This is a genomic window from Pseudonocardia aurantiaca (assembly GCF_039526725.1).
In the GTDB taxonomy this organism is placed as follows: Bacteria; Actinomycetota; Actinomycetes; order Mycobacteriales; family Pseudonocardiaceae; genus Pseudonocardia; species Pseudonocardia aurantiaca.
The window spans coordinates 118,376-144,987 of record NZ_BAAAJG010000026.1 but is presented as its reverse complement, the minus strand read 5'-3'; the positions used below and the strand labels follow the sequence as shown (position 1 = coordinate 144,987).

At 71.5% G+C, this 26,612-nt stretch carries 31 protein-coding genes; 12 read left to right on the top strand and 19 right to left on the bottom strand.

The window, feature by feature from the left end:
• The first annotated feature begins 37 nt into the window (after nucleotides 1-37).
• A complete protein-coding gene (gene glgA / locus ABD143_RS31720; protein WP_343985842.1) occupies nucleotides 38-1,198 on the top strand; it encodes a glycogen synthase in 1,161 nt (386 codons plus the stop codon).
• On the opposite strand, the gene ABD143_RS31715 is transcribed toward glgA, so the two are convergent.
• The gene (locus tag ABD143_RS31715; protein WP_343985315.1) at nucleotides 1,180-1,752 is read right to left on the bottom strand and encodes a CGNR zinc finger domain-containing protein; all 573 of its coding nucleotides are present in this window, start codon (nucleotides 1,750-1,752) and stop codon (nucleotides 1,180-1,182) included. The two genes, glgA and ABD143_RS31715, sit on opposite strands and share 19 nt — an antisense overlap.
• A gap of 72 nt (nucleotides 1,753-1,824) precedes the next feature.
• On the opposite strand from ABD143_RS31715, the gene ABD143_RS31710 reads away from it, so the two are divergent.
• A complete protein-coding gene (locus ABD143_RS31710) occupies nucleotides 1,825-2,010 on the top strand; it encodes a hypothetical protein (protein WP_343985313.1) in 186 nt (61 codons plus the stop codon).
• A 197-nt stretch (nucleotides 2,011-2,207) separates the two neighbouring features.
• Here the strand turns inward: ABD143_RS31710 and ABD143_RS31705 are convergent, their stop codons facing one another.
• The 9 genes from ABD143_RS31705 to dapE all read right to left on the bottom strand — a co-directional run bounded on the left by ABD143_RS31705 (nucleotide 2,208) and on the right by dapE (nucleotide 7,956).
• Complete coding sequence (locus ABD143_RS31705; protein WP_075944083.1) at nucleotides 2,208-2,375, bottom strand: DUF3117 domain-containing protein; 168 nt, start codon at nucleotides 2,373-2,375, stop codon at nucleotides 2,208-2,210.
• Nucleotides 2,376-2,516: 141 nt separating this feature from the next.
• Nucleotides 2,517-3,101, bottom strand: coding sequence for a DNA-3-methyladenine glycosylase I (locus ABD143_RS31700; protein ID WP_343985309.1), 585 nt, complete (start codon nucleotides 3,099-3,101; stop codon nucleotides 2,517-2,519).
• Nucleotides 3,094-3,222 (bottom strand): hypothetical protein, encoded by a 129-nt coding sequence (locus ABD143_RS31695; RefSeq protein ID WP_343985307.1) that lies wholly within the window; start codon nucleotides 3,220-3,222, stop codon nucleotides 3,094-3,096. Before ABD143_RS31695 ends, ABD143_RS31700 begins: the two co-directional genes overlap by 8 nt.
• The gene (locus ABD143_RS31690; RefSeq protein WP_343985305.1) at nucleotides 3,219-3,560 is read right to left on the bottom strand and encodes a DivIVA domain-containing protein; all 342 of its coding nucleotides are present in this window, start codon (nucleotides 3,558-3,560) and stop codon (nucleotides 3,219-3,221) included. The genes ABD143_RS31695 and ABD143_RS31690 overlap by 4 nt, the downstream gene beginning before the upstream one ends.
• A 27-nt stretch (nucleotides 3,561-3,587) precedes the next feature.
• Nucleotides 3,588-4,517, bottom strand: coding sequence for a glucosyl-3-phosphoglycerate synthase (locus tag ABD143_RS31685; RefSeq protein WP_343985303.1), 930 nt, complete (start codon nucleotides 4,515-4,517; stop codon nucleotides 3,588-3,590).
• 75 nt (nucleotides 4,518-4,592) lie between these two features.
• Nucleotides 4,593-5,408, bottom strand: coding sequence for a dihydropteroate synthase (folP, locus tag ABD143_RS31680; protein ID WP_343985840.1), 816 nt, complete (start codon nucleotides 5,406-5,408; stop codon nucleotides 4,593-4,595).
• A gap of 66 nt (nucleotides 5,409-5,474) precedes the next feature.
• On the bottom strand, nucleotides 5,475-6,050 hold the full coding sequence (locus tag ABD143_RS31675; protein WP_343985301.1) for an LOG family protein: 576 nt from the start codon (nucleotides 6,048-6,050) through the stop codon (nucleotides 5,475-5,477).
• On the bottom strand, nucleotides 6,047-6,811 hold the full coding sequence (locus ABD143_RS31670) for an LOG family protein (RefSeq protein WP_343985299.1): 765 nt from the start codon (nucleotides 6,809-6,811) through the stop codon (nucleotides 6,047-6,049). The genes ABD143_RS31675 and ABD143_RS31670 overlap by 4 nt, the downstream gene beginning before the upstream one ends.
• A gap of 74 nt (nucleotides 6,812-6,885) precedes the next feature.
• Nucleotides 6,886-7,956, bottom strand: a complete 1,071-nt coding sequence (gene dapE, locus ABD143_RS31665; protein WP_343985297.1) for a succinyl-diaminopimelate desuccinylase — start codon at nucleotides 7,954-7,956, stop codon at nucleotides 6,886-6,888.
• Nucleotides 7,957-8,266: 310 nt separating this feature from the next.
• Here dapE and ABD143_RS31660 point away from each other — a divergent pair, with 310 nt between their 5' ends.
• The 4 genes from ABD143_RS31660 to ABD143_RS31645 all read left to right on the top strand — a co-directional run bounded on the left by ABD143_RS31660 (nucleotide 8,267) and on the right by ABD143_RS31645 (nucleotide 11,723).
• Nucleotides 8,267-9,175 carry an endonuclease domain-containing protein gene (locus ABD143_RS31660; RefSeq protein WP_343985295.1) on the top strand — a complete coding sequence of 303 codons (909 nt, stop codon included), beginning with the start codon at nucleotides 8,267-8,269 and terminating at the stop codon, nucleotides 9,173-9,175.
• A gap of 137 nt (nucleotides 9,176-9,312) precedes the next feature.
• The gene (locus ABD143_RS31655; protein WP_343985293.1) at nucleotides 9,313-9,795 is read left to right on the top strand and encodes a helix-turn-helix domain-containing protein; all 483 of its coding nucleotides are present in this window, start codon (nucleotides 9,313-9,315) and stop codon (nucleotides 9,793-9,795) included.
• 11 nt (nucleotides 9,796-9,806) lie between these two features.
• Nucleotides 9,807-10,742 (top strand): 2,3,4,5-tetrahydropyridine-2,6-dicarboxylate N-succinyltransferase, encoded by a 936-nt coding sequence (gene dapD / locus ABD143_RS31650; protein ID WP_343985291.1) that lies wholly within the window; start codon nucleotides 9,807-9,809, stop codon nucleotides 10,740-10,742.
• Between the two features lie 36 nt (nucleotides 10,743-10,778).
• Nucleotides 10,779-11,723, top strand: a complete 945-nt coding sequence (locus ABD143_RS31645; protein WP_343985289.1) for a CHAD domain-containing protein — start codon at nucleotides 10,779-10,781, stop codon at nucleotides 11,721-11,723.
• A 19-nt stretch (nucleotides 11,724-11,742) separates the two neighbouring features.
• Here the strand turns inward: ABD143_RS31645 and dapC are convergent, their stop codons facing one another.
• Both dapC and fdxA read right to left on the bottom strand, forming a co-directional pair.
• Nucleotides 11,743-12,828, bottom strand: coding sequence for a succinyldiaminopimelate transaminase (dapC, locus tag ABD143_RS31640; protein WP_343985287.1), 1,086 nt, complete (start codon nucleotides 12,826-12,828; stop codon nucleotides 11,743-11,745).
• Nucleotides 12,825-13,151 (bottom strand): ferredoxin, encoded by a 327-nt coding sequence (gene fdxA / locus ABD143_RS31635; protein WP_169396823.1) that lies wholly within the window; start codon nucleotides 13,149-13,151, stop codon nucleotides 12,825-12,827. Before fdxA ends, dapC begins: the two co-directional genes overlap by 4 nt.
• 113 nt (nucleotides 13,152-13,264) lie before the next feature.
• Between fdxA and ABD143_RS31630 the strand changes: the two genes are divergently transcribed.
• Nucleotides 13,265-14,221: a GNAT family N-acetyltransferase gene (locus ABD143_RS31630; RefSeq protein WP_343985285.1), complete on the top strand. Its 957-nt coding sequence runs from the start codon at nucleotides 13,265-13,267 to the stop codon at nucleotides 14,219-14,221.
• On the opposite strand, the gene ABD143_RS31625 is transcribed toward ABD143_RS31630, so the two are convergent.
• From ABD143_RS31625 to mshB, 3 genes are read right to left on the bottom strand one after another with little or no spacing between them, the layout of a single operon-like run.
• The gene (locus ABD143_RS31625; protein WP_343985283.1) at nucleotides 14,197-14,955 is read right to left on the bottom strand and encodes a hypothetical protein; all 759 of its coding nucleotides are present in this window, start codon (nucleotides 14,953-14,955) and stop codon (nucleotides 14,197-14,199) included. The two genes, ABD143_RS31630 and ABD143_RS31625, sit on opposite strands and share 25 nt — an antisense overlap.
• Nucleotides 14,948-15,379 (bottom strand): hypothetical protein, encoded by a 432-nt coding sequence (locus ABD143_RS31620; protein WP_343985281.1) that lies wholly within the window; start codon nucleotides 15,377-15,379, stop codon nucleotides 14,948-14,950. The genes ABD143_RS31625 and ABD143_RS31620 overlap by 8 nt, the downstream gene beginning before the upstream one ends.
• The gene (mshB, locus tag ABD143_RS31615; RefSeq protein WP_343985279.1) at nucleotides 15,372-16,247 is read right to left on the bottom strand and encodes an N-acetyl-1-D-myo-inositol-2-amino-2-deoxy-alpha-D-glucopyranoside deacetylase; all 876 of its coding nucleotides are present in this window, start codon (nucleotides 16,245-16,247) and stop codon (nucleotides 15,372-15,374) included. The genes ABD143_RS31620 and mshB overlap by 8 nt, the downstream gene beginning before the upstream one ends.
• 358 nt (nucleotides 16,248-16,605) lie before the next feature.
• On the opposite strand from mshB, the gene ABD143_RS31610 reads away from it, so the two are divergent.
• From ABD143_RS31610 to ABD143_RS31590, 5 genes are all read left to right on the top strand, one after another.
• Nucleotides 16,606-18,228 carry a peptide ABC transporter substrate-binding protein gene (locus tag ABD143_RS31610; RefSeq protein ID WP_343985277.1) on the top strand — a complete coding sequence of 541 codons (1,623 nt, stop codon included), beginning with the start codon at nucleotides 16,606-16,608 and terminating at the stop codon, nucleotides 18,226-18,228.
• A gap of 103 nt (nucleotides 18,229-18,331) precedes the next feature.
• A complete protein-coding gene (locus ABD143_RS31605; protein WP_343985275.1) occupies nucleotides 18,332-19,258 on the top strand; it encodes an ABC transporter permease in 927 nt (308 codons plus the stop codon).
• Nucleotides 19,251-20,204, top strand: a complete 954-nt coding sequence (locus ABD143_RS31600) for an ABC transporter permease (protein ID WP_343985273.1) — start codon at nucleotides 19,251-19,253, stop codon at nucleotides 20,202-20,204. The genes ABD143_RS31605 and ABD143_RS31600 overlap by 8 nt, the downstream gene beginning before the upstream one ends.
• Entirely contained in the window at nucleotides 20,204-21,205 is a 1,002-nt protein-coding gene (locus tag ABD143_RS31595; protein ID WP_343985271.1) for an ABC transporter ATP-binding protein, read from the top strand. The genes ABD143_RS31600 and ABD143_RS31595 overlap by 1 nt, the downstream gene beginning before the upstream one ends.
• Nucleotides 21,202-22,206: an ABC transporter ATP-binding protein gene (locus tag ABD143_RS31590; RefSeq protein ID WP_343985269.1), complete on the top strand. Its 1,005-nt coding sequence runs from the start codon at nucleotides 21,202-21,204 to the stop codon at nucleotides 22,204-22,206. The genes ABD143_RS31595 and ABD143_RS31590 overlap by 4 nt, the downstream gene beginning before the upstream one ends.
• A gap of 339 nt (nucleotides 22,207-22,545) precedes the next feature.
• Here ABD143_RS31590 and ABD143_RS31585 read toward each other — a convergent pair whose 3' ends face one another.
• From ABD143_RS31585 to ABD143_RS31570, 4 genes are all read right to left on the bottom strand, one after another.
• Nucleotides 22,546-23,577 (bottom strand): ABC transporter ATP-binding protein, encoded by a 1,032-nt coding sequence (locus ABD143_RS31585; RefSeq protein WP_343985267.1) that lies wholly within the window; start codon nucleotides 23,575-23,577, stop codon nucleotides 22,546-22,548.
• A complete protein-coding gene (locus tag ABD143_RS31580) occupies nucleotides 23,574-24,632 on the bottom strand; it encodes an ABC transporter ATP-binding protein (RefSeq protein ID WP_343985837.1) in 1,059 nt (352 codons plus the stop codon). The genes ABD143_RS31585 and ABD143_RS31580 overlap by 4 nt, the downstream gene beginning before the upstream one ends.
• 68 nt (nucleotides 24,633-24,700) lie before the next feature.
• The gene (locus ABD143_RS31575; RefSeq protein ID WP_343985265.1) at nucleotides 24,701-25,630 is read right to left on the bottom strand and encodes an ABC transporter permease; all 930 of its coding nucleotides are present in this window, start codon (nucleotides 25,628-25,630) and stop codon (nucleotides 24,701-24,703) included.
• Entirely contained in the window at nucleotides 25,623-26,603 is a 981-nt protein-coding gene (locus ABD143_RS31570) for an ABC transporter permease (RefSeq protein WP_343985263.1), read from the bottom strand. Before ABD143_RS31570 ends, ABD143_RS31575 begins: the two co-directional genes overlap by 8 nt.
• Nucleotides 26,604-26,612: the final 9 nt, after the last annotated feature.

Here is a 26,612-nt window from a genome sequence, read left to right as displayed (position 1 = left end):
CCCCACGAGGGACGGCGACATGACCTACCGTTCCCGGGTGCGCATCGGCCTGCTCACCCGCGAGTACCCCCCTGACGTCTACGGCGGGGCCGGTGTCCATGTCGGGCACCTGGTCCCAGCGCTGCGTGACCTGGTGGACGTCGACGTCCACTGCTTCGGCGAGCCGAGGGCGGGCCGGCCGGACACCTATGCGCACCGCGTGCCTGCCGAGCTCGCCGAGGCCAACCCGGCCCTGCAGACGCTGGGTGTGGACCTGTCGATGGCCGCCGCGCTCTCCGGCTCCGACGTCGTGCACTCCCACACCTGGTACGCCAACATGGCAGGGCACATCGCGAAGGTCCTGCACGGCGACCCGCACGTCGTCACGGCCCACTCGCTGGAACCGCGCAGGCCGTGGAAGGCCGAGCAGCTCGGCGGCGGGTACCGCCTCTCGTCGTGGGTGGAGCGCACCGCGTACGAGGGTGCGGACGCCGTCATCGCGGTGAGTGACGGCATGCGGCGCGACGTGCTCGAGTGCTACCCGGCCCTCGACCCCGGGCGCGTCCACGTCGTGCACAACGGCATCGACACCGACTTCTACCGACCCGGACCCGACCCTGACGTCGTGCGCGCGGCCGGCGTCGACCCGGACCGGCCCAGCGTCGTCTTCGTGGGGCGGATCACCCGGCAGAAGGGTCTCGGCCACCTGCTCGCCGCCGCGCACCACATCGACCGCGACGCCCAGATCGTGCTGTGTGCGGGAGCGCCGGACACCCCGGAGATCGCCGAGGAGACCGAGAAGGCGGTCGCGGAGCTCCGCTCGTCGCGACCGGGCGTGGTGTGGGTGCGCCGGATGCTGCCCGCCGCGGACGTGCGCAGCCTGCTGTCGGCGGCGACGGTCTTCGTGTGCCCGTCGGTGTACGAGCCGCTCGGCATCGTGAACCTGGAGGCGATGGCCTGCGGCACGGCCGTGGTGGCATCCGACGTGGGCGGCATCCCCGAGGTCGTCGCCGACGGCACCACCGGGCTGCTCGTGCACTTCGACGAGCACGGGGTTGACGAGTTCCGCGCCGGGCTCGCCGACGCCGTGAACGAGCTGCTCCAGGACCCGGCGCGAGCAGCGGTGATGGGCGCGGCCGGCCGGGAGCGCGCCGAACGGGAGTTCACGTGGCAGCAGGCCGCGGCCCGGACGGTGGAGATCTACCGCTCGCTCACCTGAGCCGCACGCGCCCTGGCGCGGTGGGCGGCCACCGCGGACCGGTTGGCGCAGGCGGGCGAGCAATAGCGGCGGGCGGCGTTGCGGGAGGTGTCGGCGAAGACGCGCGAGCAGCCGTCCGCGGCGCAGCGGCCGTGCCGGTCGACGCCGTATTCCGACACGAGCATCGCGAGCGCGAACGCCGTGCTGGCCCGCAGCCGGTCGACGACGTCCGCCTCGGGCGGTGAGTAGTGCAGGTGGAAGCCCTGCCCGTCGTGGTCGGACAGGTGAGGTTCGACGCGGACGTCGGCGAGCAGCGCGTTGACGGCCACCGCTGCGGCCTCCGGATCGGTGGCGTCGAAGACCGTGCGCAGCCGGCGGGCCCACGCCCGCAGCGCGGGCTCGACCGTCGCGGGGGCGCGGCCCGCGAGGAAGCCGTGGGCCACGAGCACAGCCCGCATCTGGTCGGCGGCCGGCCCCGGTTCGCCCGGCGCCGGCTTGTCGAGAGTGCCCGTGACCGCGTTGACGAGCTCGACGGCGGCACCCAGCGCGTCGCTTCGGTAACCGATGAAGTTCACTGACCTATTACTCCTGGCCCCCGCGACTGTAAGATGCCAACCAACGATACATATTACGGAGGGGACTCGGGGATGCGGTGCGCGAAGTGCGGATGGCCGGTCGACGAGACGGCGGTGCTCTCGACGCACCACACGTCGGAGGGCTGGGTGCGCTACCGGCGCTGCGTCTGCGGCGCGGTGGCGATCGAGATGATGCGGCTCGGCAGCGGAGCCGGCGTGCAGATCGAGCCCGTGCGGGAGCTCGCGCAGGCGCGGTGACGTCAGGTGCCGCGGCGCAAGCGGAATCTCGACGACGAGATGCACCAACGACGAACGGCACCGGCGTGCGGCTCGAGGGCCGTCCGCCGGTGCCGTCGACGGGGAAAGCGGAGCCTCGCGTGCGGTGCGGGGCGGCGTACTCGTGCGGTAGCGGTACTGGTGCCGTACAGGTGCTGGTGTGGTACCGGTACTGCGGGTCAGCCTGCGGCGGCCTTGAGGGCGTCGCCGAGGTCGCTGGCCTCCTCGGCCGACATCTCCACGACCAGGCGGCCGCCGCCCTCTAGCGGGACGCGCATCACGATGCCCCGACCCTCCTTGGTCACCTCCAGGGGACCGTCACCGGTCCGGGGCTTCATCGCCGCCATCTCCTGCCTCCTCTGTCGTCGTCTGCAGGGCGCCGCTGCGCGGGGGGAGCGCGCGGCGGGGATGCTGCGAACATCTTTCCCCATACATCCGACGAGCGTGAAACCGGAGCGATCTAGCCGCGCGTCGTTCACGCTGCGAAGTCAGCCCATCGCTGCACGCCAGCAGCCTTGGACGTGGTCGTCGACCAGCCCGGTGGCCTGCATCAGCGCGTAACAGGTGGTCCGTCCGACGAACCGCAGCCCGTTCCGCTTGAGGGCGCGCGCCATCGCCGTGGACTCCGGTGACGTCGCAGGTACGTCGGCGAGAGTGGCTGGGCGGGGGTGCGTGGCCGGGTCGGGTGCGAAGGACCACAGCAGCTCGTCGAGCGGCTCTTCGAGCTCAAGCACGGCTCGCGCGTTGTGGATGGTGGCCTCGATCTTCGCCCGGTTGCGGACGATGCCGGCGTCGGCGAGCAGGCGCTGCACGTCGGCGTCGCCGAACTCCGCCACCTTCTTCGGGTCGAACCGGGCGAACGCGGCTCGGAACGCAGGGCGCTTGCGCAGGATCACCAGCCAGGACAGCCCCGACTGGAACCCTTCGAGGGAGAGCCGTTCGAACATCGCGTCGACGCCGTGCAGCGGGCGGCCCCACTCGTCGTCGTGGTAGGCCATGTACTCAGGGGCCGAACCCGCCCAGCCGCAGCGGTGGCGCCCGTCGGTGGTGAGCTGGGGAACCGGTTCAGGCACTGGCGCGGTACTCCGCCTCGCAGAATCGGGCGAACCTGCGCAGCGACAGCACCTCGAACACACCGACGACGTCGGCGGGTGCTTCCACCTCGACGGGCACGGTGAGCCGGACGCGGGTCACCGGTCCCCCTCGCTGCGCACACCGTCGGCGAGCTGGGACTCCAGCTCGGCGACCCTCGCGAGTAGCCCGTCGCGTTCCACGCCGGAGCGGTCCAGCTCATCGGCGAGCCGGTCGAGCACCCAGTCCACCTCATCCATCCGGTATCCGCGCACGGCCTGCTGGAAGCGCAGCTCACGCACGTCTTCGCCATCGATCTCACCGGCCGGCAGCCGGGTGGGAGTGGCGCCCGGCGCGAGCGGCGCCAGCTCCTCACCACGGCCGAACACGACCACGGCCAGACCGAACAGCACGGCGGCGACGACAGCGACCACGAGCAGGTAGATCAGCGCGGTGCCCACTCTGGCCATCCCACCACGCCCGATGGATCAGCGCACCAGCACCTCGCACATCGGCGGGCGCTCGCTCATGTTGACGGAGGTGGAAGTCGGCAGCCACTCGCCGTCGACCTGCAGGAACTGGGTGAGCGCTCCACGGGCGTCCGGCACGTCGCTCCGGGCGAGCGCAGCGGCGAGGATCTGGCGGGCCATCACCCCGAGCTGCAGGAGCGACCGGTTTCGGTGCTTGCGCACACCGAGGTTGACCTGCGCCAGCCCCTCCAGGCCGAGTTTCGCGTAGGTGTCGAGCAGCAGCCCGATCTCCACGCCGTACCCGGCCGCGAACGGCACCGACTCCAGCAGCCGCCGTGTGGCGGCGTACTCGCCCCCGAGCGGCTGGACGACCGCGGCCAGCTCGGGGCGCAGCGCCGCGAGCAGGGGGCGGACGAGCAGTTCTGTGACACGCCCGCCGCCCGTGTCGGTCTCCTTGGTCTCCAGCCGCAGCGGCCGCCGGTAGAAGCCTTTGACCAGTTCGACCTGCGGCTCGGTGAGCAGCGGGCCGAGCAGGGCGGGAACGAACCCGGGATCGAAGTCGACGAGATCGGAGTCGAGGAAGCAGATGATGTCGCCGGTGGTGGCCGCGAGGGAGCGCCACAACACCTCGCCCTTCCCGGGGACCGGCTCCAGCTCCGGGAGCACGTCGGTGCGGTGCACGACCTTGGCGCCCGCGGCGGTGGCGACCTCCACGGTGCGGTCCGTGGAGCCGGAGTCGACCACCACCAGCTCGTCCACCAGCGGGGCCGGACCGAGCGTCAACGGGAGTATCGCCGTGACTATGGCCCCGACCGTGGCCTCTTCGTCCAGCGCGGGCAACACCACCGACACGCGCCTGCTGTTCTTCACGGCCACCAAATCGTCGGCGCTCCAGGCAGGCTCCTGCCATGTGCGGCGCGCGAACCACTGCTCGGTGAGCGGATCCACTGGTCTCTCCTCACGATAGAAGGGGGGACCGGCGCCGTTGCCGTCGGACCAGAATCGCAGGTGACGAGCCCGCTGTCAGGCCAGCGCTCGGACCGTCCGCACAGGGGGACGGCTACCCAGGACCGTGGCGACCATATCCAGCGTGCGGCGCGTCGCGACCACTTCGTGCACCCGGAACACCCGGGCGCCCGCCGCCGCGGACAGCGCCGTGGCCGCCAGGGTGCCCTCCAGCCGGTCGGTCACCTCGGCGACACCGAGCGCCTCCCCGACGAAATCCTTGTTCGACAGGGCCATGAGCACGGGCCAGCCGCTCGCCACCAGCTCGTCACACCGGCGCAGCAGAGTCAGGCCGTGGAAGGTGTTCTTGCCGAAGTCGTGTGTGGGGTCGATGAGGATGCCCTCGCGCGGCACGCCCAGGCCGACCAGCCGCTCGGCCTGCCCGCATACATCGGCCAGCACGTCGGCCACGACGTCGGTGTAGCGCACCCGGTGCGGCCTGCGCCGCGGCACGGCGCGGCCGGTGTGCGAGCAGACCATGCCGGCGCCTGCGGCCGCGGCCACCTCGCCGAGCGTCGGGTCGGCCCCGGCCCACGTGTCGTTGAGCAGGTCGGCACCCTCGGCCACGGCAAGCCTGCCCACCTCCCCGCGCCAGGTGTCCACGCTGATCACGACGTCCGGATGGCGGGCGCGCACGGCCGCCACGAACGGGACGACCCGGCGGACCTCCTCAGCCACGTCCACCTCGGGGCCGGGCCCCGCCTTCACCCCGCCGATGTCGATGATGTCGGCGCCGTCGGCGATCGCGGCGTCGACCCTCGCCATCGCATCGGAGTCGGCGAACGTCGCGCCGCGGTCGTAGAACGAGTCGGGCGTGCGATTCACGATCGCCATCACGAGCGCCCGGTCCTGCGCCGGTTCACGCGTGCCGAACCGGATCACCACCGAATCACCTGCGGCTCACACGGCCACCTGCGATACGTCGGCCGAGGGCAGGCACGCGTCGAGCGCCTCGGCGACGTCGGTGGCGACGACCAGCCGCTCGATCGCCTCCGGCCGCACGAAACCGCGCTCGCCGATCTCCCGCACCCAGTCGAGCAGGCCGGTGTAGTGGCCGTCCGGGTCGAGCAGCACAACCGGCTTGCTGTGCAGGCCGATGTAGCCCGCCGTCCAGACCTCGAACAGCTCCTCGCACGTGCCCACTCCGCCCGGCAGCGCGAGGAACGCGTCGGCGTGCGCCTCCATGAGCGCCTTGCGTTCGCGCATCGTCTCGACGATCAGCAGCTCGTCGGAGTCGTGGTCGGCCCACTCCCGGTCGACAAGGGCCTGCGGGATCACTCCGGTGGTGCGGGCCCCGCCCGCACGCGCCGCCGAGCCGACCCGGCCCATCATCGCCGCGCGGCCGCCCCCGGAGACGAGGTTCCAGCCCCGCGCCGCGATCTGCCGCCCGACCTCCGACGCGAGCTCGAGGTAGCTGTCCGGCAGGCCCTCGATGGACCCGCAGTACACGCAGACCGCGAACGACCGCCCCGTCAATGCGCTTCCTCCCACGCCCGCCACGCCTCTTGCACGATCTTCACGGCGTCGTCGACGTCGTCGGTGAGGTGCAGGAGCGCGAGGTCCTTCTCCCCGATCTTGCCGCTGCTCAGCACCGTGTCGGCGATCCAGTTGTAGAGCCCACCCCAGTACTCGGTGCCCAGCAGCACCACCGGGAACTTCGTCACCTTCTTCGTCTGCACGAGCGTGAGCGCCTCGAACAGCTCGTCGAGAGTGCCGAAGCCGCCGGGCAGGCAGACGAACGCCTGCGAGTACTTCACGAACATCGTCTTGCGCGCGAAGAAATAGCGGAAGTTGATGCCGAGGTCGACCCAGTCGTTGAGGCCCTGCTCGAACGGAAGCTCGATGCCCAGCCCGACGGAGAACCCGCCGACCTCGGTGCAGCCCCGGTTGGCGGCCTCCATGACACCCGGCCCGCCGCCGGTGATGACGGCGAAACCGGCCTGCGCGAGCGCGGCGCCCAGCTCACGGCCCTGGGCGTACTCGGGGTGGTCGCGCGACGTGCGCGCGGAACCGAAGACGGTGACGGCCCTCGGCAGCTCCGCCAGCATCCCGAAGCCCTCGACGAACTCGGCCTGAATGCGCATCACGCGCCACGGGTCGGTGTGCACCCAGTCGCTCGGCCCGCGCGAGTCCAGCAGACGCTGGTCGGTGGTGGTGGACTCGTTGCGGTGCTCGCGGCGCAGCACCACGGGGCCGCGCTGCTTCTCGTCTGGGCGCCCCGCCCCCTCGTCGGTCATGCAGTTCACAGTATCGACGCGCGTTCGGCCGCACCGGACGGCCGGGGGAGCGTGGGATGGCGGTGCGGTTTCGGTCAGGGGGCGAGGAACGTACGCAGGACATCCGCCGCCTCCGTGATCCGCCGGATGTCCACGTGCTCCTCGCGGGTGTGGGCGAGGTTGGGGTCGCCGGGCCCGTAGTTCAGCGCGGGGATGCCGAGCGCGGCGAAGCGGGAGACGTCGGTCCAGCCGTACTTGGCGGCGGGCGCGGCACCCGTCGCGCTGAGGAACTCCTGCGCGGCGGGCGCCCCGAGCCCGGGCAGCGCGCCGGGCACGAGGTCGGTGACCGCCAGCTCGAACCCGTCGAATACCTCGCGGACGTGCTTCTCCGCGCCCGCCGCGTCGCGATCGGGGGCGAACCGGAAGTTGACGGTGACGACGCACTCGTCGGGCACCACGTTGCCCGCGATCCCGCCGGCGATCCGCACGGCCTGCAGCCCCTCGCGGTAGCGGCACCCGTCGATGTCGACCTCCCGGGCGGCGTAGCTGGTCAACCGCTGCAGCACCTGCTCGGCGGCGTGCACCGCGTTGCTGCCCAGCCACGAACGCGCCGAGTGGGCCCGCCTGCCGCGGGTCGTGATCTCCGCCCGGAGCGTGCCCTGACAGCCCGCCTCCACGAGCCCGTTGGTCGGCTCGCCGAGGATCGCGAGGTCGGCACGCAGCCAGTCGGCGTGCTCGCGCTCGATGCGGCCCAGCCCGTTGCGCGCGGCCTCGACCTCCTCGCAGTCGTAGAAGACGAGCGTGACGTCGTGGCGCGGCTCGGGGAGCGTGGCCGCGAGGTGGGCGAACACCGCGTCCCCGGCCTTCATGTCCGACGTGCCGCAGCCGAAGAGGAGGTCGCCGTCGCGGTGGCTCGGGAGGTTGTCGGCGACCGGGACCGTGTCCAGGTGCCCGGCCAGCAGCACCCGGCTCCCCCGGCCCAGATGGGTCCTGGCGAGCACGGCGTGGCCGGAGCGGAGCACCTCGAGGTGCGGCGCCTGCTCGCGCAGCGCCCGCTCGACGGCGTCGGCAAGCGCGGCCTCGTCGCCCGAGACGCTCTGCACGTCGACGAGGGCGGCGCAGAGGTCGACGGGGTCAGCGGCGAGATCGAGAACGGGCCTGGTCACGACCCCCGACCCTACCGGGGGTGCTGCTACCAGGCTCTGCACACACATACGCGTCCATGCCGACCCAGCTGACTCCGTGAGATGCACACCCGAGCAGTTTGATCTTTACGCAACGACTCCCCTGTCCATCTCACCGGAGTCGACCTACTGCCGGCGCCCGGTCCTCGGTGCGTATGTGTGTGCAGAGCCTGCAGGTGCGGCCGCCCGTCTCACCGGCTCTGCACACACATACGCGCCCCCGCGCTGCATCTCCCGGGTGCTGTCGGTCGGAACGCGCCCGCCGGCGCGGGCGGTCGGCCACCCTGCGGATGTGATCGGACTGCCGAAGGTGTTCCGCGGCACGGCGGCGATACAGGCCGGGCTGGTGACGAAGGGCCAGCTGCGGGGGCCGCGCTACCTCCGCCTGCTGCCCGACGTCTACACGCCGACGACCGGGGAGCCGCCCGGCCTGGCGGACCGCTCCCACGCGGCGTACTTGTTCGGCCGCGGGCGCGGGGTGCTCTCCGGCTACTCGGCGGCTGAACTAATCGGCGCATCCTGCGGTAGTGACGGGGCCGCAGCCGAGCTGACGGTGCCCGGGGGTGGTGTGCGGTCGCATCCGAGCCTGCTGATGCACCGCGATCGGCTCGCCCAAGGCGAGGTGCAGCGGTGCGGCGAGGTGCTGGTGACCACGCCGGTGCGCACCGCTTACGACCTGGCCCGCCGGCTGGAACTCGTGGAGGCCGTCGTCGCCCTCGACGCCCTGGCCAACCGGGGCCGCTGGCCATCCGGCCGGACGCCGGGTTTCGATCCCGCCGCCGTACTGAAGCTCGCCACCCGCTACCCGCGGGCCCGCGGCCGCAGCCGGCTTCCCCAGGTCGTCGGCCTGGCCGACCGCAGGAGCGGTTCGCCGATGGAGACCCGGCTGCGGCTGGTCCTCTTGCTGCGCGGCCTCCCGACGCCCGAGGTCCAGTACCCGGTCCTCGACGGTCGGCGCCGTGAAGCCGTGTGGTTGGACCTCGCCTACCCGCAGCTGCGCATCGGAATCGAGTACGAGGGCGAGGAGCACACCCGGTCGGAGCGTGTGCTGCGCGACGCCGCCCGCTACACGACCTTGGTGGACGCCGGCTGGCGAATGTTCCGCTTCACGAAGTACCAGGTTTTCCTAGAACCCGACGAGGTGGCGGCGACGATCCGCCGAGCCCTCGCCCGGCCGCGAGATTCACACCAGATCCCCTAATCCAAGATCGAACAGCCCTCGTGTCCATCTCACGGTCTCCCGGCGCGTATATGTGTGCAGAGCCTGGGGAAGCGAGTTGTCCACAGGTCCCGCCCGGGTGGGTTGTGGGTGGGGGCGGCCGTTGTCAGCCTCTAGGCATGGAGATCCGGCCCGACGACTTCGACCCCGTCGGGCTCGTCCGTGCCGCTCGGCGGCGGGCCGACTGCAGCCAGCGGGAGCTCGCGGCGCGGGCCGGCGTCGCGCGGTCCACCGTCGCGCGCATCGAGGACGGCTCACTCACCCCGAGCCTCGGCATGCTGCGGCGCCTGCTGGCCGCCGCAGGTCTCGACCTCGTGGCGGTGGACGGGGCAGGGCGGCTCGTCCCGCCGATGCTCGACGACCGCGACGACATCCGTGACGGGGCCGAGCGGCGGTACCCGACCCACCTCGACACGGTGCTCGACCCGGAGCGCGGTGACTGGTGGGGCGATCGGTACGGGCTCGCCCGGCCGCCCGAAACGTTCCATCGCGACCGCCGCAGGCGCGACGCCCAGCGGCGCCGGAGCCAGTGGGAGGTCCGTGTCCTGCGGGGCCATGGATCGCCACCCCCGGAGGGCCCCGGGCGGCGGCGGGACGGCTAACGTCGGAAGTCGTGAGCACCGCACCGCGCCGGGAGGGCGCTTCCGGCACCGGCCTCGCCACCGTGGCCGCCGACGGAACCGTCCTCGACACCTGGTTCCCCGCCCCTGCCCTCGGTCCGGATGCCCCCGACGTGGCGGGTGACCTCGCCCCCCTCGCGGGCCGCGACGACGCCAGAGGTGTCAGCACGGTCGTCGTGCGCACTGCCGTCGACTCCCTCGCCGACCCGGCCGTCGACGCCCACGACGTCTACCTGCGGCTCCACCTGCTGAGCCACCGCCTGATCGCCCCGCGCGAGGCCAACCTCGACGGGGTCTTCGGGCTGCTCGCCAACGTCGTGTGGACCGACCTGGGCCCGTGCGCGGTGCCCGGCTTCGAGACGACCCGTGCCCGCCTGCGCGCAAGCGGGCACGTCACGGTGTACGGCGTGGACAAGTTCCCGCGGATGGTCGACTACGTGGTGCCCACCGGCGTCCGGGTCGCCGACGCCGACCGAGTGCGCCTCGGCGCCCACCTCGCTGCCGGCACCACTGTCATGCACGAAGGATTCGTCAACTACAACGCCGGCACCCTCGGCGCGTCGATGGTCGAGGGGCGGATCTCGGCGGGTGTGGTCGTCGGCGACGGCTCCGACATCGGCGGTGGCGCGTCGATCATGGGCACACTCTCGGGTGGCGGCAAGGAGGTCATCTCGATCGGTGAGCGCTGCCTCCTCGGTGCCAACGCCGGCATCGGCATCTCCCTCGGCGACGACTGCGTCGTCGAGGCTGGGCTGTACGTCACCGCCGGCACGAAGGTGCTCCTCCCCGACGGCACCACTGCGGCGGCCCGCGCGCTGTCGGGCCGCAACGGGATGCTGTTGCGCCGCAACTCGATCACCGGGGCCGTCGAGGCGCTCTCCCGCACCGGCGAGGGCGTCGCGCTGAACACCGCGCTGCACACGAACTGACCGGGCCGCGGCTCCCGGCCGGTAATCTCGATCCTCGTGCCCACCGTGACCCCGTTCCCCGTCGACGTGCGCAATCTCCCGGCACCGCTCGCCGCCGTTCCGTCCGATCCGCCTGCCCAGCACGTGCGGGCGGCGCTGGACCTGCGGCTGCGGGCGCTGCTGCGGCACGACCCCGGCACCCGCACCGGCGCCGACATCGAGGACCTCCATCAGATGCGGGTGGCGGTGCGCCGCATGCGCGCGTCGCTCAAGTCCGCCCGCCCCCTCCTCGACGCGGCCTGGGCCGACGGCCTGCGCGCCGAGCTGGGCTGGCTGGGCCGCGCGCTGGGGCCGGTGCGGGACCTCGACGTGATGCTGCTGCGGCTGCGCGGCGAGATCGCCGGGCTGCCCGAGCGGGAGAAGGCGGCGGGTGAGGTGCTCGTCGGGCGGCTCGTGCAGGAGCACGGCGAGGCCCGCGTGGAGATGCTGGCGGCCCTCGAGGCGCCGCGCTACACCGCCCTGATCGAGCGGCTGGCCGACGCGATCCGGCTCCCGCTGCCCACGCCGTCGGCCACGACGGCGCAGCCCGAGCTGCCCGAGCTGGTCCGGGTCGAGTTCCGCAAGATCAGCCGGGCCGTCGAGCGGGCCGGGGAGGATCCCGCCGACGAGGTGCTGCACGCGCTGCGCATCCGCGCGAAGCGCGTGCGCTACACCGGCGAGCTTGTTCGGTCGGCGTTGAAGGGCACAGCGGCGGGCGTCACGGTGAAGAAGTTGCTCGAGGCCACCAGCGAGCTGCAGGAGGTGCTCGGCGACCACCAGGACGCCTGTGTGGCTGAGCAGCGCATCCGGGAGCTGCTGGACGGGCTCGGCGAGACGATCGACGCCCACGTCGTGTTCGTCGCGGGCCGGCTCGTGGAGCGCGAGCGTACGAGGGCCGACGTGAAGCGCGGCGAGTGGCGGGCGGCGTGGTCTGCGGTGGCGGAGCACGGCGCCGCCCTCTGACGCCAATCCCCGGGGTCGGTCAGAGCCCCGCGAGGCGCTCCACCGCTGCGCCGATGCGCTCGTCGGTGGCTGTGACCGCCACCCGCACGTGCTGCTCGCCCGCCGGGCCGTAGAACTCGCCCGGCGCCACCAGGATCCCCAGCAGCGCGAGTCGACGGACCGTCGTGCGGGACGGCTCGCCCGCGGTTGCCCAGAGGTAGAGGCCCGCCTCGGAGTGGTCGATCCGCATGCCGGCAGCCTCGAGAGCAACCCGCAGCTGCGCGCGCCGCCGGGCGTAGATCGCGGCCTGGGCGGCCACGTGCGCGTCGTCGGACGCGGCGGCCTGCATCGCAGCCTGCACGGGCCGCGGCACCATCATCCCGGCGTGCTTGCGCACTTCGAGGAGATCCGCGACGAGCGCCGGGTCGCCGGTGACGAACCCGGCGCGGTACCCGGCGAGGCTCGAGGACTTCGACATGGACTGCACGGCGAGAAGTCCCTCGAACGACCCGCCGCAGACGTCGGGGTGGAGCACCGACGCGGCTCCGTCGGAGAGGGACAGGTAGCACTCGTCCGATGCGACGACCGCGCCGCGCTCCCGCGCCCAGTCGACGACCTTGCGCAGGTGCTCGCGCGGGAGCACGCGCCCTGTCGGGTTGGACGGGGAGTTGATCCAGACGAGCGCGACCCGCCGCGGGCCGAGCGCCGCGGTCGAGTCGGAGCGGACGAACTCGGCACCCGCGAGCCGCGCGCCCACCTCGTAGGTCGGGTAGGCGAGCTCGGGGATCACCACGGTGTCGCCGGCACCGAGCCCGAGCAGCGTCGGCAACCAGGCGACCAGCTCCTTCGAACCGATCGTCGGCAGGACCGCCACTGGATCGACGGTGACGCCGAACCGGCGCTCCAGCGAGCCCGCGATGGCCTCGCGGAGCGCGTCGGGACCGTGCGTGGTCGGGTAGCCGGCGACGTCTGCCGCCGGCCCGGCGAGCGCGTCGCGTAAGACGGACGGAACCGGGTCGACCGGGGTGCCGACCGAGAGGTCGACGATCCCCCCGGGATGGGCGACGGCGATCGCGTTGTCGTCGGCCAGGGAGTCCCAGGGGAAGTCGGGGAGGCCGAGCTTCACTCGTCGTGCTGCTGGGGCGGGAGGCTGAGGGCGGGCTCGACGTCGCGCTCGACCTTGCCGATCTTCGACGCGCCGCCGGGCGAGCCCAGCTCGTCGAAGAAGTCGACGTTGGCCTTGGTGTAGGCGCTCCACTGCTCGGGCACGTCGTCCTCGTAGTAGATCGCCTCGACCGGGCAGACCGGCTCGCAGGCTCCGCAGTCGACGCACTCGTCCGGGTGGATGTAGAGCATCCGCCCGCCCTCATAGATGCAGTCCACCGGGCACTCTTCGATACACGCCTTGTCGAGCAGGTCGACGCATGGCTCGGCGATGACGTAGGTCACGGGGTGGTCCTCCACTCGGGCGTCCTGACACGCACAGTATGTCCCGCTGGCCGATCGCAGCGGGAGCCGGGGCGGTGTGAGACGGGTCTTAAAGGACGGCGCAGGATGGACTCGTGGAGATCCCTGACGCGCTGGTCGGCGCCCGGGTCTCGCTGCGCCACCGGATCGGCGAGCGCGACGGGCGGCCGCTCTTCAGCGACGCCGTCGGCGAACTGAGCGCCGACGGGCCCGCTGCGGTGCTGGTACGGACGCGGCGCGGGCCGGTGCGGGTGGAGCGCGCGGCGGTCGTCGCGGTGCGCGCGGTACCGCCCGCGGTACCGCGCCGCGCCCCGCTGGCCGCGGTCGCCCGGCTCGAAGGGCTCTGCGCGGACGCCTGGCCCGCACCGGTCGACGAACCACTCGGCGCGTGGCGGCTCCGCGCGGCGGGTGGCTACACCGGCCGCTCCGACTCAGCGCTCGCCATCGGCGACCCGGGGATGCCGGTACCGGAGGCGCTCGCCGAGGTGCGCCGGTTCGCGCGTGAGCACGGCATCAAGCCCCGGGTGCACGCGCCCGCCGGGTCGCCGTGGGAACGGGCCGTGGCCGAGCAGGGCTGGGTGCTCGACGCCGCGCACGCCGCCGGGGCAGAGTCGGCCGTGCTCGTCGCACCGCTGGCCGGGGCCCACGACCCCCGGGTCGAGCTGGCCGAGCGCCCGTCGGCGGAGTTCTGGGAACTTGCGCTCAGTGCGCCTCCCACGCCGGCGCAGCGGCAGGTGATCGCACCTGAAGGCGAACCGCGCACGGTGTTCGGGCTGCTGCGCGGGCCGTCCGGAGCGGCGCTGGGCCAGGTGCGCGGGGCCCTGGTGGCCGACCACCTGCACCTGTCACTGCTCCAGGTAGACCCGTCGGGCAGGCGACAGGGCCTCGCCACTGTGCTCATTGCCGCCGTGGCGGCGTGGGCGCAGGAGCACGGTGCCCGGTGGTCGGTGCTGCAAGTGGCGCTGCACAACACCGGCGCCCGCGCGTTCTACGGGCGCCTCGGACACGTCGAGCACCACCGGTACCGCTACCTCGTGCCGTCTTCTCGCTGATCGAGCCAGTTCTGGGTTTCGCGCGCCGCCTTCTTGAGGCCGGACCACTCACCGAGGTATTTCCCCACCGCGCCCACCACGGGCAACCAGCTCATGCCCTCGTGCAGGAGGTTGCCGTGCGGGCGCTTGTCCAGCTCGTCCTCGACGGCCAGCAGCGCGCGCCCCAGCCGCCACACGGCCCGTCCCACGCGGGCGAGCGTGGGCCGCGGCTCGGAGAGGTCTCCGGTCAGCTCGGCCGCGCGGGCGTCGGCCTCAGCGTCGTCGGCCGCGCTCGGCGCCTGGACGGTCAGTCGGCGCCGGAACATCACCGAGCCGAGCAGCGCGACGAGCTCGTCCTCGTCGTGCACGCCGTGCTCGCCCGCGATCGCGATGAGCAGCATTCCCTGCCCCGCCGCGCCGACCACCGACGACACCGGCAACCGCTTCGCGAGCGCCCCGCCCAGCCCTGGAATTGCGGCGAGGAGGGTGGTGAACCGGCCGACGCGGCGCACCCACCAGCGTGTGCGGGCCGGCACGTCCATCGCCGCCCACGCCGCGGTGCCCGGCACCTCGACGGCCGCGAGCGCATCGAGGAGCCGCTCACCCAGGCCGCGATCCGGGTCGTCGGGCGCAGCGACGCGCGTGCGCAGCCCGAAGGGGTCCGACTCACGCAGCCCGGCGAGCAGCGGCCGGGTGGCGCGGACGAACGGCCGCAGGATCGCGATGACCGCGCGGTCGGAGATCGCCTCAGCCACTGCTCCCCCGGTACCCGCGCTCGACGGCCGCACGCAGCGACCAGAGACCCGCGAGTAGCGCGGCGACGAGCCCCAGCGCCGGCCAGCCGATCAGCAGCATGTTGTCGCCGCCCGGCCCGAACATCACGAGCACCCCGATCGTCACCGCCCAGGCCGTGAGCGGCGCCCCGGCCACCGCGGGTCGCGGGTCGATCTCCCCGGCCCTGGCGACGAGCCACGGCAGCACGAGGAACGAGAGCACCGCGCCCATGGGGACCGGGATCCCGTTCGTGTAGAGCGGGGTGAACACCAGCCCGAACACCCCGAGCAGCCCGCCGTCGAGCACCAGAAGCGCGATGAGGGCACCGTTCGGGAGTTCGCGCTCGCGCTTCGGCTCCTCGTCGGCGGGCTCGTGGCTGACCTGCTCGCTAGTCCGCTCACTCACCAGATCTCCCGAACAGGTCGTCGGTCGGGGCACCCTCGGCCGAGAGGTACTCCTCCACCTCGAGGAGAGGCTGCGCCACCAGGTTGCTCATCGCGAACGCGGTCACCCCGTCCCGGCCGGCACCGCGGTCCCACAGGGCGACCTGCGTGGCGTGCGCCCGCAGCGCGGCGAGCCGGGCCGGGCGCTGGGCCGCGACGTCGATCCGCGTGCCGATCGAGGCTTGCGGGACGCTGGGCAGCTCGTCGGTGGCGGGCATCCGGAACGGCAGGCCGTCGGTCTCGGCAAGCCGGGCGAGCCCGGCGTCGAGCGTAGAGCGGCCGACCACGGTGCAGAACAACCGGGCCGGCGCCTGCTGCAGCGCGGCGACCGTGATCTCGTGCGCCCTGACGTGGTCCGGGTGGCCGTACCCGCCGTCGGCGGCGTACGTGACGACGACCTGCGGGCGCACCTCCTCCAGCACGGCGACCAGCGCGTCCACCTGCTCGTCGAACGCGCCCGGCTGCGCGAACGCGCGTGGATGCAGGTGCTCCGGCGTGGCGGCCCGGACACCGTGGCCGGCGAGTGCCATGCCGGAGTCACGCCAGCGGCCGGCGCCGCCGAGAAAGCGCTGGTCGGTGAGGCCGAGCGCCCTGGCCGCCGCCGCCAGCTCGCCGACGCGGTAGCCGCCGAGCTGGTCGCCGCGACCGGCCGCCAGCTCCGCGAGGTGGGGCGGGATGATCTCGCCCTGCTCGCCGAGCGTGCACGTCACCAGCGTGACGGACGTGCCGGGCTCTGCTGCGTAGCGCGCGATCGTGCCCCCGGTGGTCAGCGTCTCGTCGTCAGGGTGGGCATGCACCAGCACCAACCTGCGCCGGTGGTCGGACGTCACCGCCCGAGACTATGCGGAACCTTCGTGTGATCCGAGTTCGGCCCGGGACGCCCGGCGCGCTGCTCTCCCCGGCAGCCGTGTGACTTCACCGCCTGCCGCCCCACCGGGTCGCCCACCTGCGAATTCTCGATCAGAAAGATCCTCCGGCTTCGGTTCCAGACATAAAGAACGGAAGCGGCAGACGGCACGACGAGACCCAGGACGCAACCTATTTGTGACCTTGATGCACCTTACCGTAACGATTCGGACAGTTACTGTCCGGCGCACACGATCACCCCGATTGCGACGGCGCACATCACCCGTACGCGTCGTCCGGAGGATTTGGGAGCCCATGCGAGCACGACGAGCATCTGCCTGGATGGCGTTACCGGTCTCCGTCGCACTGTTCACCACAGCCTGCGGCGGGGGCGGCGGGACCGAGGCCCCTCAGGGCGGCGGTGCGCAGACCGACGTCACGATCAGCGTCAACAGCACGGAGCCGGAGAATCCGCTCGTGCCCGGCAACACCAACGAGACGGGCGGCGGGAAGGTCATCGACGCGCTGTTCAGCCCGCTCGTCGAGTACGACCCGCGCACGGCCGAGCCCGCGAACCTCGTGGCCGAGTCGATCGAGACGACCGACTCGCGCGTCTACACGATCCGGCTCAAGGACGGCTGGACGTTCCACGACGGGACGCCCGTCACGGCGCAGAGCTTCGCCCGCGCGTGGAACTACACCGCGTACTCCCCGAACGGCCAGCAGAACGCGAGCTTCTTCTCCCAGATCGCGGGCTACGACCAGGTCAACGCCGAGGACCCGGACGGCGCCTCGGGCCCGCAGCAGGCCCCGCAGCCGCCCGCGCAGGAGATGTCGGGCCTGCGGGTAGTCGACGACCTGACGCTCGAGGTCACCCTGACCGAGCCGTTCGCGGTGTTCCCGATCATGCTCGGCTACCGGGCGTTCTCGCCGCTGCCGGACGCGTTCTTCACCGACCAGGCCGCATGGGAGGCAAACCCGATCGGCAACGGGCCGTTCCGGTACGTCTCCCGGCAGCCAGGCGCGAACATCATGGTCGAGCGCTATGACCCGTGGCCGGGCGCGCCGAAGCCCAGCATCGGCGGGGTCGAGTTCCGCTTCTACGAGAGCGCCGAGGCGGCCTACGCCGACGTCGTGTCGAACAACCTCGACTTCATCGAGGTCATCCCCCCGTCGGGCCTCGCAGGCAACCTCTACGAGACCGACCTGGCCGGTCGCAGCGTGTCGCAGACCTACCTCGGCCTGCAGCGCATCGGGTTCCCGCTGTACGACCCGCGCTACCAGAACGTCCAGCTCCGGCAGGCAATCTCGATGGCGATCGACCGGGAGGCGGTCAACCAGCAGATCTTCGCAGGCACCCGACCACCCGCCGACGGGCTCGTCGCACCCAACGTGCCGGGCCGCACCACGAACCAGTGCGGTGACCTGTGCACCTACCAGCCGGAGCGGGCCCGGCAGATGTTCGACGCCACCGGCTTCCAGGGGCCGATCGAACTGACCTCCAACGCCGACTCCGGCAACGCCGAGTGGATGCAGGCCACCTGCGTCACGATCACCCAGGCGCTCGGCCGGGAGTGCAACTTCGTGCCGGTGCCGACGTTCGGCGAGTTCCGCACGGCGATCAACGCGCGGGAACTCTCGCGGATCTTCCGCACGGGCTGGGTCGCCGACTACCCCTCGATCGAGAACTTCCTCAACCCGATGTACCGCACGGGTGCGGCGAGCAACGACGGCGAGTACACCAACCCGGCTGTCGACGCCCTGCTGGCCCGGGCCGACGCGGCCCCGTCGGTGGAGGAGAGCAACGCCCTCTACCAGGAGGCGGAGCGGATGATCGTCCAGGACATGCCCGCGATCCCGCTGTACTTCCAGTCGTTCCAGGCCGGTTGGTCGGACCGGATGCAGAACGTCACGGTGACGCCGTTCCGCGAGCTCGACCTGGAGAGCGTCACGGTCACCGAGTAGACCGCGCGCCGATGACGGCGGCCGGGCCCATCCGGCCCGGTCGCCGTCCGTGGTCGCGCCCACGGCCCACGACGCCGTGGCCAACCCCCGGAAGGTGACAAACGTGGGACGCTACGTCCTCCGTCGGCTGCTCCAGCTCGTCCCGGTCTTCATCGGGACGACGTTCCTCATCTACCTCCTGGTCTGGGCCCTGCCTGGTGACCCGTTCGCGGGCAAGTGCGGCGAGCGGGCCTGCCCCGACGCTTACGTGACGCGGATGCGCGAGGAGTTCAACCTCGACGAGAACGTCTTCGTCCAGTACTTCCGCTACTTGGGCAACCTGCTGCAGGGCGACTTCGGGCAGACGTTCTCCGGCACGTCGGTCGGCGAGCTCATCGCCAACGCCTACCCCGTGACGGTCCGGCTGGCGATCGTCGCGCTGCTGATCGAGGGCATCATCGGGCTGATCGCCGGCATCCTCACCGGACTGCGCTCCGGCGGGTTCCTCGACAACCTCGTGCTGGTCTCGACGCTCTTCCTGATCTCGATCCCGGTGTTCGTCACCGGCTACGTGCTGCAGACCGTGCTCGGCCTGCGGCTGGGGATCATCAACCCGACGGTCTCCTCCGAGGCGGGGTTCGGCGAGCTGGTCGTGCCCGGCTTCGTGCTCGGCAGCCTGTCGATGGCCTACGTCGCCCGGCTCACCCGCACGTCGATCGCCGAGAACAGCCGCTCCGACTACGTCCGCACCGCAGTCGCGAAGGGGCTGGAGCCGCGCCGGGTCGTCGGGGTGCATCTGCTGCGCAACTCGCTGATCCCGGTGGTCACCTTCCTCGGTGTGGACCTGGGGTCGCTGATGGGCGGCGCGATCGTCACCGAGGGCATCTTCAACATCCGCGGCATCGGTGGCCTGATCTTCCGATCCATCGCGACCAGGGAGGGCGCCACGGTGACCGGGGTCGTCGTCCTGCTCGTGATCGTCTACCTGCTGATGAACCTGCTGGTCGACGTGCTCTACGCCGTTCTCGACCCGAGGATCCGCTATGTCTGACCCCAGCGCGCTCGGCACCGCAGGCCCGATAGCCGAGGCGAGCCCCGCGCTGGTCGCCGGGCCCGCCGACGCGCCCGACCGGCCGCGCAGCCTCGCCTCCGACGCGTGGCACGACCTGCGCCGCCGCCCGCTCTTCCTGATCTCGGTGGCGCTCATCGCGTTCCTGCTGTTGCTGGCCGCCTTCCCCCAGCTCTTCACGTCGGCGGACCCCACCGCGGGCGACCTGGCCCGCAGCCGCCAGGCCCCGTCCGCGCAGGCGTGGTTCGGCTACGACCTGCTGGGCCGCGACGTATTCGCCCGCACGATCTACGGCACCCGCGTCTCGATCATCGTCGGCATGCTGGCCACCACCCTCACCGTGCTCATCGGCGGCTCGTTCGGGCTGCTCGCGGGTTTCTACGGCGGCTGGATCGACGGCCTGGTCTCGCGCGTGACCGACGTTTTCTTCGGCCTTCCGTTCGTGCTCGGCGCAATCGTGATCCTCTCGACGTTCCGTGAGTCGGTCGGCGGCGGCGCCGTCGGGATCACCTCGCTCGTGGTGCTCACGATGGCCGTGCTCTCGTGGCCCGTGACGATGCGGATCATGCGGTCGGCCGCGATCGCCGCACGCGACCAGGACTACGTCCGGGCCGCCCGGGCGCTGGGCGCCAGGCCGACACGGGTGATCTGGCGGCACATGCTGCCCAACTGCCTCGCTCCCGTGCTGGTCTACGCCACGATCTCGCTCGGCGCGTTCATCGGCGCGGAGGCCACGCTCTCGTTCCTCGGGATCGGGCTGCGCGAGCCGGTCGTGTCGTGGGGCGTGATGATCAGCGAGGCCCGCGACTACCTGCGCGTAGCCCCGTTCCTGCTGCTGTTCCCCGCCGCGTTCCTCGCCGTCACGGTGCTCGCGTTCGTGATGCTCGGCGACGCGGTGCGCGAGGCGTTCGACCCGAAGGGCCGCTGATGCACCAGCACCAGGCTTTCGAACCGCACCTGCTCGAAGTGGCCGGCCTGCACGTCGAGTTCCGCACCCGCGACGGCGTGGCCAAGGTGCTCAACGGCGTCGACTACCACGTGGACGCCGGTGAGACGCTCGCCGTGCTCGGCGAATCGGGCTCCGGCAAGAGCGTCACGGCCAACACGGTCATGGGGATCCTGCAGACCCCGCCGGGCGCCGTGACCGGCGGTTCGGTGCGCTACCGCGGCGAGGACCTGCTCACAGCGTCCCCGGAGCGGCGCAGGGACCTGCGCGGCGAGAACATCGCCATGATCTTCCAGGACGCGCTGTCGGCGTTGAACCCGGTGTTCACCGTCGGGTTCCAGATCGGCGAGCAGCTGCGCACCCGCCGCGGGATGAGCCGCCGCGACGCCGAGAAGCGGGCCGTCGAGCTGCTCGACCAGGTCGGCATCCCGGCCGCGCGCCAACGGGTGCGCGACCACCCCCACCAGTTCTCCGGGGGGATGCGGCAGCGGGTGATGATCGCGATGTCGCTCGCGCTCGACCCGGACGTCCTCATCGCCGACGAGCCCACGACGGCCCTGGACGTCACGGTGCAGGCGCAGATCATGGATCTGCTCGCCGAGATCCAGGCCGAGCGGCACATGGGGCTCATCCTCATCACGCACGACCTCGGGGTGGTCGCCGAGGTGGCCGACCGCATCGCGGTGATGTACGCAGGCCGGATCGTGGAGAACGCGGACGTCCACTCGTTGTACGCGAACCCGTGCCACCCGTACACGCGGGCGCTGCTCGAGTCGATCCCGCGGGTCGACACGAAGGGCACGGAGCTGCGGGCGATCAAGGGCCTCCCGCCGAACCTCGCCCGGATCCCGCCGGGCTGCCCCTTCCACCCGCGCTGCTCGATGGCCGTCGACCTCTGCCGCGAGGTGGTGCCGCCGCTGGCGGATCTGCCCGGACCGCGGTCGTCGGCGTGCCTGTTCGCAAACGAACTGGTGGGGTCATGACGGAGTCGATCCTCGAGGTCGAGGACCTCGTCAAACACTTCCCGGTGCAGCACGGGATCGTCTTCAAGCGCACGGTCGGGCACGTGCGCGCGGTCGACGGGGTCTCGTTCGACCTGCGCCGCGGCGAGACGCTCGGCGTGGTCGGCGAGTCCGGCTGCGGCAAGTCGACGCTCGCCCAGGTGCTCATGCGTCTGGAGCCGCCGACGTCCGGGCGGGTGCGATTCCACGGCGAGGACGTCTTCCCCAAACGGGGCCGGGCGCTGCAGGCACTGCGCCGCTCGATCCAGATCGTCCTGCAGGATCCGTACACCTCGCTGAATCCGCGGATGACGGTTGGGGACATCGTCGGGGAGCCGTTCGAGATCCACCCCGAGGTGGCGCCGAAGGGCGACCGGCGGCGCAAGGTGCAGGAGCTGCTGGACGTGGTCGGGCTCAACCCCGAGCACATCAACCGCTACCCGCACCAGTTCTCCGGCGGCCAGCGCCAGCGCATCGGGATCGCCCGCGCCCTCGCGCTCCGGCCGGAGGTGATCATCTGCGACGAACCGGTGTCGGCGCTCGACGTGTCGATCCAGGCGCAGGTGATGAACCTGCTGGGCGACCTGCAGCGCGAGTTCGGTCTCTCTTACATCTTCATCGCCCACGACCTCTCCGTGGTGCGGCACCTGTCGGACCGGGTGGCCGTCATGTACCTGGGCAAGATCGTCGAGATCGGAACCGAGGACGAGATCTACAACCGGCCGTCCCACCCGTACACGCAGGCGCTGCTGTCGGCCGTCCCGGTGCCCGACCCGAGGGTGCGGGCCGCACGCAAACGGATCCGCCTCACCGGCGACGTCCCGAGCCCGGTGAACCCGCCGAGCGGCTGCCGCTTCCGCACCAGGTGCTGGAAGGCCACGGACATCTGCGCCGAGGAGGAGCCGGCGCTGCTGACGAGAGCGGGCGGCCACCACAGAAGCGCCTGTCACCACGCGGAGGAACAGCACCTGCTGCCCGGCTGAGGGATACCGCCCAACACAGGCTCTGCACACAAATACGCGTCCGATCACGCCCGGACGGTCCGTGAAAATCACAACAGGGCTTTATGAGCTTGGCTAGATCGCGCTGGTGTCCATCTCACGGTGCCAGTCGGTGCGTATGTGTGTGCAGAGCCTGGAGATGCGCGGGCGGTCCCCAGGCTCTGCACACATATGCGCGTCCATGCACTTCCCGGCGGGTCGTGAGATGGACACCGGAGCTGCTTTTAGTTGGCGGATTCGCTCTGGTGCGCATCTCACGCCAGGGCCGGCGCGTATGGGTGTGCAGAGCCTGCGCGCCGCAGCGAGTTCTTCAGCGCGCTCCTAAAAAAGAGTCCTACCCTCTGCGTAGTGGCATGCGGCCGGGTGGCCCTGGCCGCGGTCCACCAGCTCCGGCGGTTCCTCCACGCACACGCGGCGCTCGGCCTCGCTCAGCTCGTTCGCGAACTTGGGGCACCGGGTGCGGAACCGGCAGCCGCTGGGCGGGTTGACGGGGCTGGGCATGTCGCCCACGGCAGTGATCCGCTCCCGGGCCCGCTCCTTGCGCGGGTCGGGCAGCGGGATCGCCGAGATCAGCGCCTGCGTGTACGGGTGCGCGGGAGCCTGGAACAGCTGCTCGGACGTGCCGATCTCCACGATCGTGCCGAGGTACATCACGGCGATCCGGTCGGCGATGTGCCGCACGACGGACAGGTCGTGCGAGACGAACAGGTAGGACAGGCCCAGTTCGGTCTGCAGCTCGTCGAGCAGGTTCAGCACGCCGGCCTGGATCGAGACGTCGAGCGCCGACACCGGCTCGTCCAGAACGAGCACCTTGGGCCGCAGCGCGAGCGCCCTGGCCACACCGATGCGCTGGCGCTGGCCGCCGGAGAACTCGTGCGGGTAGCGGTTGCCGTGTTCCGGCTTGAGCCCGACGGTGCGCAGGAGGTCGCGTACGACCGTACGGCCGTCGTTGCCGTAGAGGCCGTGGATGCGCAGCGGCTCGGCGACGATCTCGTTGACCGGCATGCGCGGGTCAAGGGAGGCGTAGGGGTCCTGGAATACGATCTGCAGGTCGCGGCGCAGCGCCCGCATCTCGCCGCGGGAGAGCTTCGTCAGCTCCCGGCCCTGGTAGTACACCTCGCCCGAGGTGGCCGGCTGCAGGTTGAGCAGCGCCCGCGCAGTGGTGCTCTTGCCCGAGCCCGACTCGCCGACGAGCCCGAGCGTCTCCCGCTCGGCGAGGTCGAAGGAGATGCCGCAGACCGCGTGCACGACGCCGACCTGCTTACGCAGGAGGCCGCGCGAGCGCACCGGGAAGTGCTTGACGAGGTTCTTCACGCTGAGGACAGGCGGGGCCGCGACGGGCGTGGTGGTCATGAGGTCTGGTCCTCGGTCTCGCGGACGAACTGGGCGAGCGCGTGGGCGTCGCTCACGGTCGTCTCGAACAGGTCCTGCGCCTCCCGGCCCACCAACTCCTGCGAGAAATGGCAGGCTGCGGAGTGGTCAGGGCTGGTGGTGGGGGCCAGCTCCGGCTCGACCTCGTCGCAGACGGGCTGCGCCAGGGGGCACCGCGGGGTGAACGGGCATCCCGGAGGCATGTTCACCACAGACGGCGGGGCGCCGGGGATCGGGGTCAGCCGGGCCGACGCCCGGTCCAGCCGCGGCAGGCTGCCCAGCAGTCCGAGCGTGTAGGGCATGCGCGGGGTGTAGAAGATGTCCTCCGCCGAGCCGCGCTCCACCAGCTTGCCCGCGTACATCACCAGCACCCGGTCGGCCTGGCCCGCGATCACGCCGAGGTCGTGGGTGATCAGCACCATCGCCGCGCCGGTGGCCTTCCGCGCCGTGTCGAGCGCGTCCATGATCTGCGCCTGCACGGTGACGTCGAGCGCCGTGGTCGGCTCGTCGGCGATGATCACGTCCGGGTCGTTCGCCATCGCGATCGCGATCACCACGCGCTGGCGCATGCCGCCCGACAGCTCGTGCGGGTAGCTGCTCAGCCTCCCCCGAGCGTTGGGGATGCGCACGATCTCGAGCAGCTCGGCCGCCCGCTCGAGCGCCGCGTTCTTGCTCATGCCGTCGTGGTGCGCGAGCAGCGTCTCGGCGATCTGGTAGCCGATCGTGTAGACGGGATTCAGCGACGTCATCGGGTCCTGGAAGATCATCGCGACGCGACGGCCGCGGATCTTCGTCATCGCCGCGTCGGACGCACCGACCAGTTCCTGGCCGCGGAACTTCACCGAACCGCTGACGCGCGCGTTGCCCGGCAGCAGGCCCATCACCGCCAGCGACGTCACCGACTTCCCGGAGCCGGACTCGCCGACGATGCCGAGCACCTCGCCGCTGCGCAGCTCGTAGCTCACGCCGCGCACGGCGCGGACCAGGCCCTCGTCGCTCGGGAACCCGACGGTGAGGTCGGAGACCTCCAGCACCACATCCCCGGCCGGGGCCGCTGCGCCATTGGGGCTGGACGCCGGCCCGGCCAGCGGGTCCTCCGCGGCGGTCACTGCCGCACCTTCGTCTGCTGCGGGTCGAGCGCGTCACGCAGCCCGTCGCCGATGAAGTTGATGGTGAGCGCGATCAAGATGATGAACAGTCCCGGGAAGTAGAAGAGCCACGGTCTCGTCGTCAACGCCGTCTGCGCCTCGCTGACCAGGATGCCGAGCGAGGTGTCCGGCACTCGCACGCCGAAACCGAGGTAGGACAGCGACGTCTCGAGCAGGATCGCGGTGGCCACCAGGATCGTTGCGTTGACGATGATCGAGCCGAGCGCGTTGGGCACGAGGTGGCGGAAGATGATCCGCGCGTCGCTGGCGCCGAGCGCCTTCGCTGCCTCGATGAACTCCTTCTCCCGCAGGGAGAGCACCACACCGCGCGACACGCGGGAGACGTAGGCCCAGTACAGGCCGGCGATCACCAGCGAGACCAGCCACCACGACCCGCCGAAGTTCTGCGAGAGCATCGCGGCCACCGCGATCAGCGGCAGGGTGAGGATGAGGTCGGAGATCCGCATCAAAATCGTGTCGGTACGACCGCCGAAGTAGCCTGCTATTGAGCCCCAGATCGTGCCCACCAGCGTGGAGAACAGCGCGACGAGCACCGCGATCTGCAGCGATATCTGCGTGCCGCGCAGCACCTGGGCGAACTGGTCCTTGCCGACGGAGTCGGTGCCGAACGGGTGCGCGAGCGACGGCGGCTCGGAGTTGTCGGGGGTGATCTGACCGAAGTCGTACCGCCAGAGCGCGCCGCCGACGTAGGCCAGCAGCACCAGCGCGACCAGCACGCAGAGGCTGATCACGGCCAGCCGGTGCTGCAGGAACCGGCGCAGCACGAGCTGCCACTGGCTGCGCTCGGCGACGGTGAACTCGCGCTCCGATGCCGGGGCGCCCGGCCCCGCCGCCGGGGCCGAGACGGGGGCTGAGCTCTCAGGCATAGCGGATCCTGGGGTCGAGGACGGCGTAGAGCAGGTCGGCGATCAGGTTGAACAGGATCACTACGGTCGCCGTGACCAGCAGCCAGGCCATCGTCACGTAGACGTCGTCAGTGCGGATCGCGTTGAGCAGCAGGTCACCCATTCCGCGCCACTGGAACACGGTCTCGGTGACCACGGCGCCGCCGATGATCGACGCGAGGTCGAGCGCGGTGACCGTGGTGAGCGGGATGAGGGCGTTGCGCAGCGCGTGCTTCACCATCACCCGGCGCCGGGACAGGCCCTTGGCCCTGGCGAGCCGCACGTAGTCGCTGTTCATCACCTCGAGCATCGACGCGCGTTGGTAGCGGCTCCACGCGGCGTAGGAGATGAGCGCCAGCGAGATGGTGGGCAGCACCATGTGCCCTGCGATGTCGCCGACCTGGGCCCAGAAGCCCTCCGGGGGAGGCACGGACGTGGCGCCGATCGTGTAGATGACCTGCTCGTCGACCGCGTTGTTGAAGTCGACGCCCCACTGCTTGAGCAGGATGGCCAGCCAGAACGCGGGCATCGCGAGGAAGAGGAAACCGAGGAACGTCGCGGTGTAGTCGGTCTTCGAGTACTGCTTCACGGCACTGATCACACCGATGACGACGGCGAGCAGGACCGCGACGACCATCGCGACGAGGATCAGCCGGATGGTGACGCCGAACCGGTGCCACACCTCGGCGCCGACGTCGAGGTTCGACTGCACCGACGGGCCGAAGTCGCCGGTGAACAAGCCCGTGAGCCACAGCCAGTAGCGCTCCATCAGCGGCAGATCGAGCCGCAGGCGGTGCGCTTCGAGGGCGATCGTCTCGGGCGAGGGCGGTGGGTTGCGCGTCAGCAGGCCGGACAACGGGTTGCCCGAGAGCGACGCGAGGATGAAGACGATGAACGACGAGATCAGCAGGATCGGGATGGAGACAGCGATCCGCCGCACGACGAAGGCGAGCATTGAGATCTT

What these genes read in the sequence shown, in the direction of transcription:
- ABD143_RS31590 (WP_343985269.1), top strand. Translation starts at nt 21,202, where the DNA reads ATGACGGAGTCGATCCTCGAGGTCGAGGACCTCGTCAAACACTTCCCG.
- ABD143_RS31595 (WP_343985271.1), top strand. Translation starts at nt 20,204, where the DNA reads ATGCACCAGCACCAGGCTTTCGAACCGCACCTGCTCGAAGTGGCCGGC.
- ABD143_RS31610 (WP_343985277.1), top strand. Translation starts at nt 16,606, where the DNA reads ATGGCGTTACCGGTCTCCGTCGCACTGTTCACCACAGCCTGCGGCGGG.
- ABD143_RS31670 (WP_343985299.1), bottom strand. Translation starts at nt 6,811, where the DNA reads ATGACCGACGAGGGGGCGGGGCGCCCAGACGAGAAGCAGCGCGGCCCC.
- ABD143_RS31705 (WP_075944083.1), bottom strand. Translation starts at nt 2,375, where the DNA reads ATGGCGGCGATGAAGCCCCGGACCGGTGACGGTCCCCTGGAGGTGACC.
- ABD143_RS31655 (WP_343985293.1), top strand. Translation starts at nt 9,313, where the DNA reads ATGGAGATCCGGCCCGACGACTTCGACCCCGTCGGGCTCGTCCGTGCC.
- ABD143_RS31585 (WP_343985267.1), bottom strand. Translation starts at nt 23,577, where the DNA reads ATGACCACCACGCCCGTCGCGGCCCCGCCTGTCCTCAGCGTGAAGAAC.
- folP (WP_343985840.1), bottom strand. Translation starts at nt 5,408, where the DNA reads ATGGCGATCGTGAATCGCACGCCCGACTCGTTCTACGACCGCGGCGCG.
- ABD143_RS31575 (WP_343985265.1), bottom strand. Translation starts at nt 25,630, where the DNA reads ATGCCTGAGAGCTCAGCCCCCGTCTCGGCCCCGGCGGCGGGGCCGGGC.
- ABD143_RS31710 (WP_343985313.1), top strand. Translation starts at nt 1,825, where the DNA reads ATGCGGTGCGCGAAGTGCGGATGGCCGGTCGACGAGACGGCGGTGCTC.
- ABD143_RS31570 (WP_343985263.1), bottom strand. Translation starts at nt 26,603, where the DNA reads ATGCTCGCCTTCGTCGTGCGGCGGATCGCTGTCTCCATCCCGATCCTG.
- ABD143_RS31600 (WP_343985273.1), top strand. Translation starts at nt 19,251, where the DNA reads ATGTCTGACCCCAGCGCGCTCGGCACCGCAGGCCCGATAGCCGAGGCG.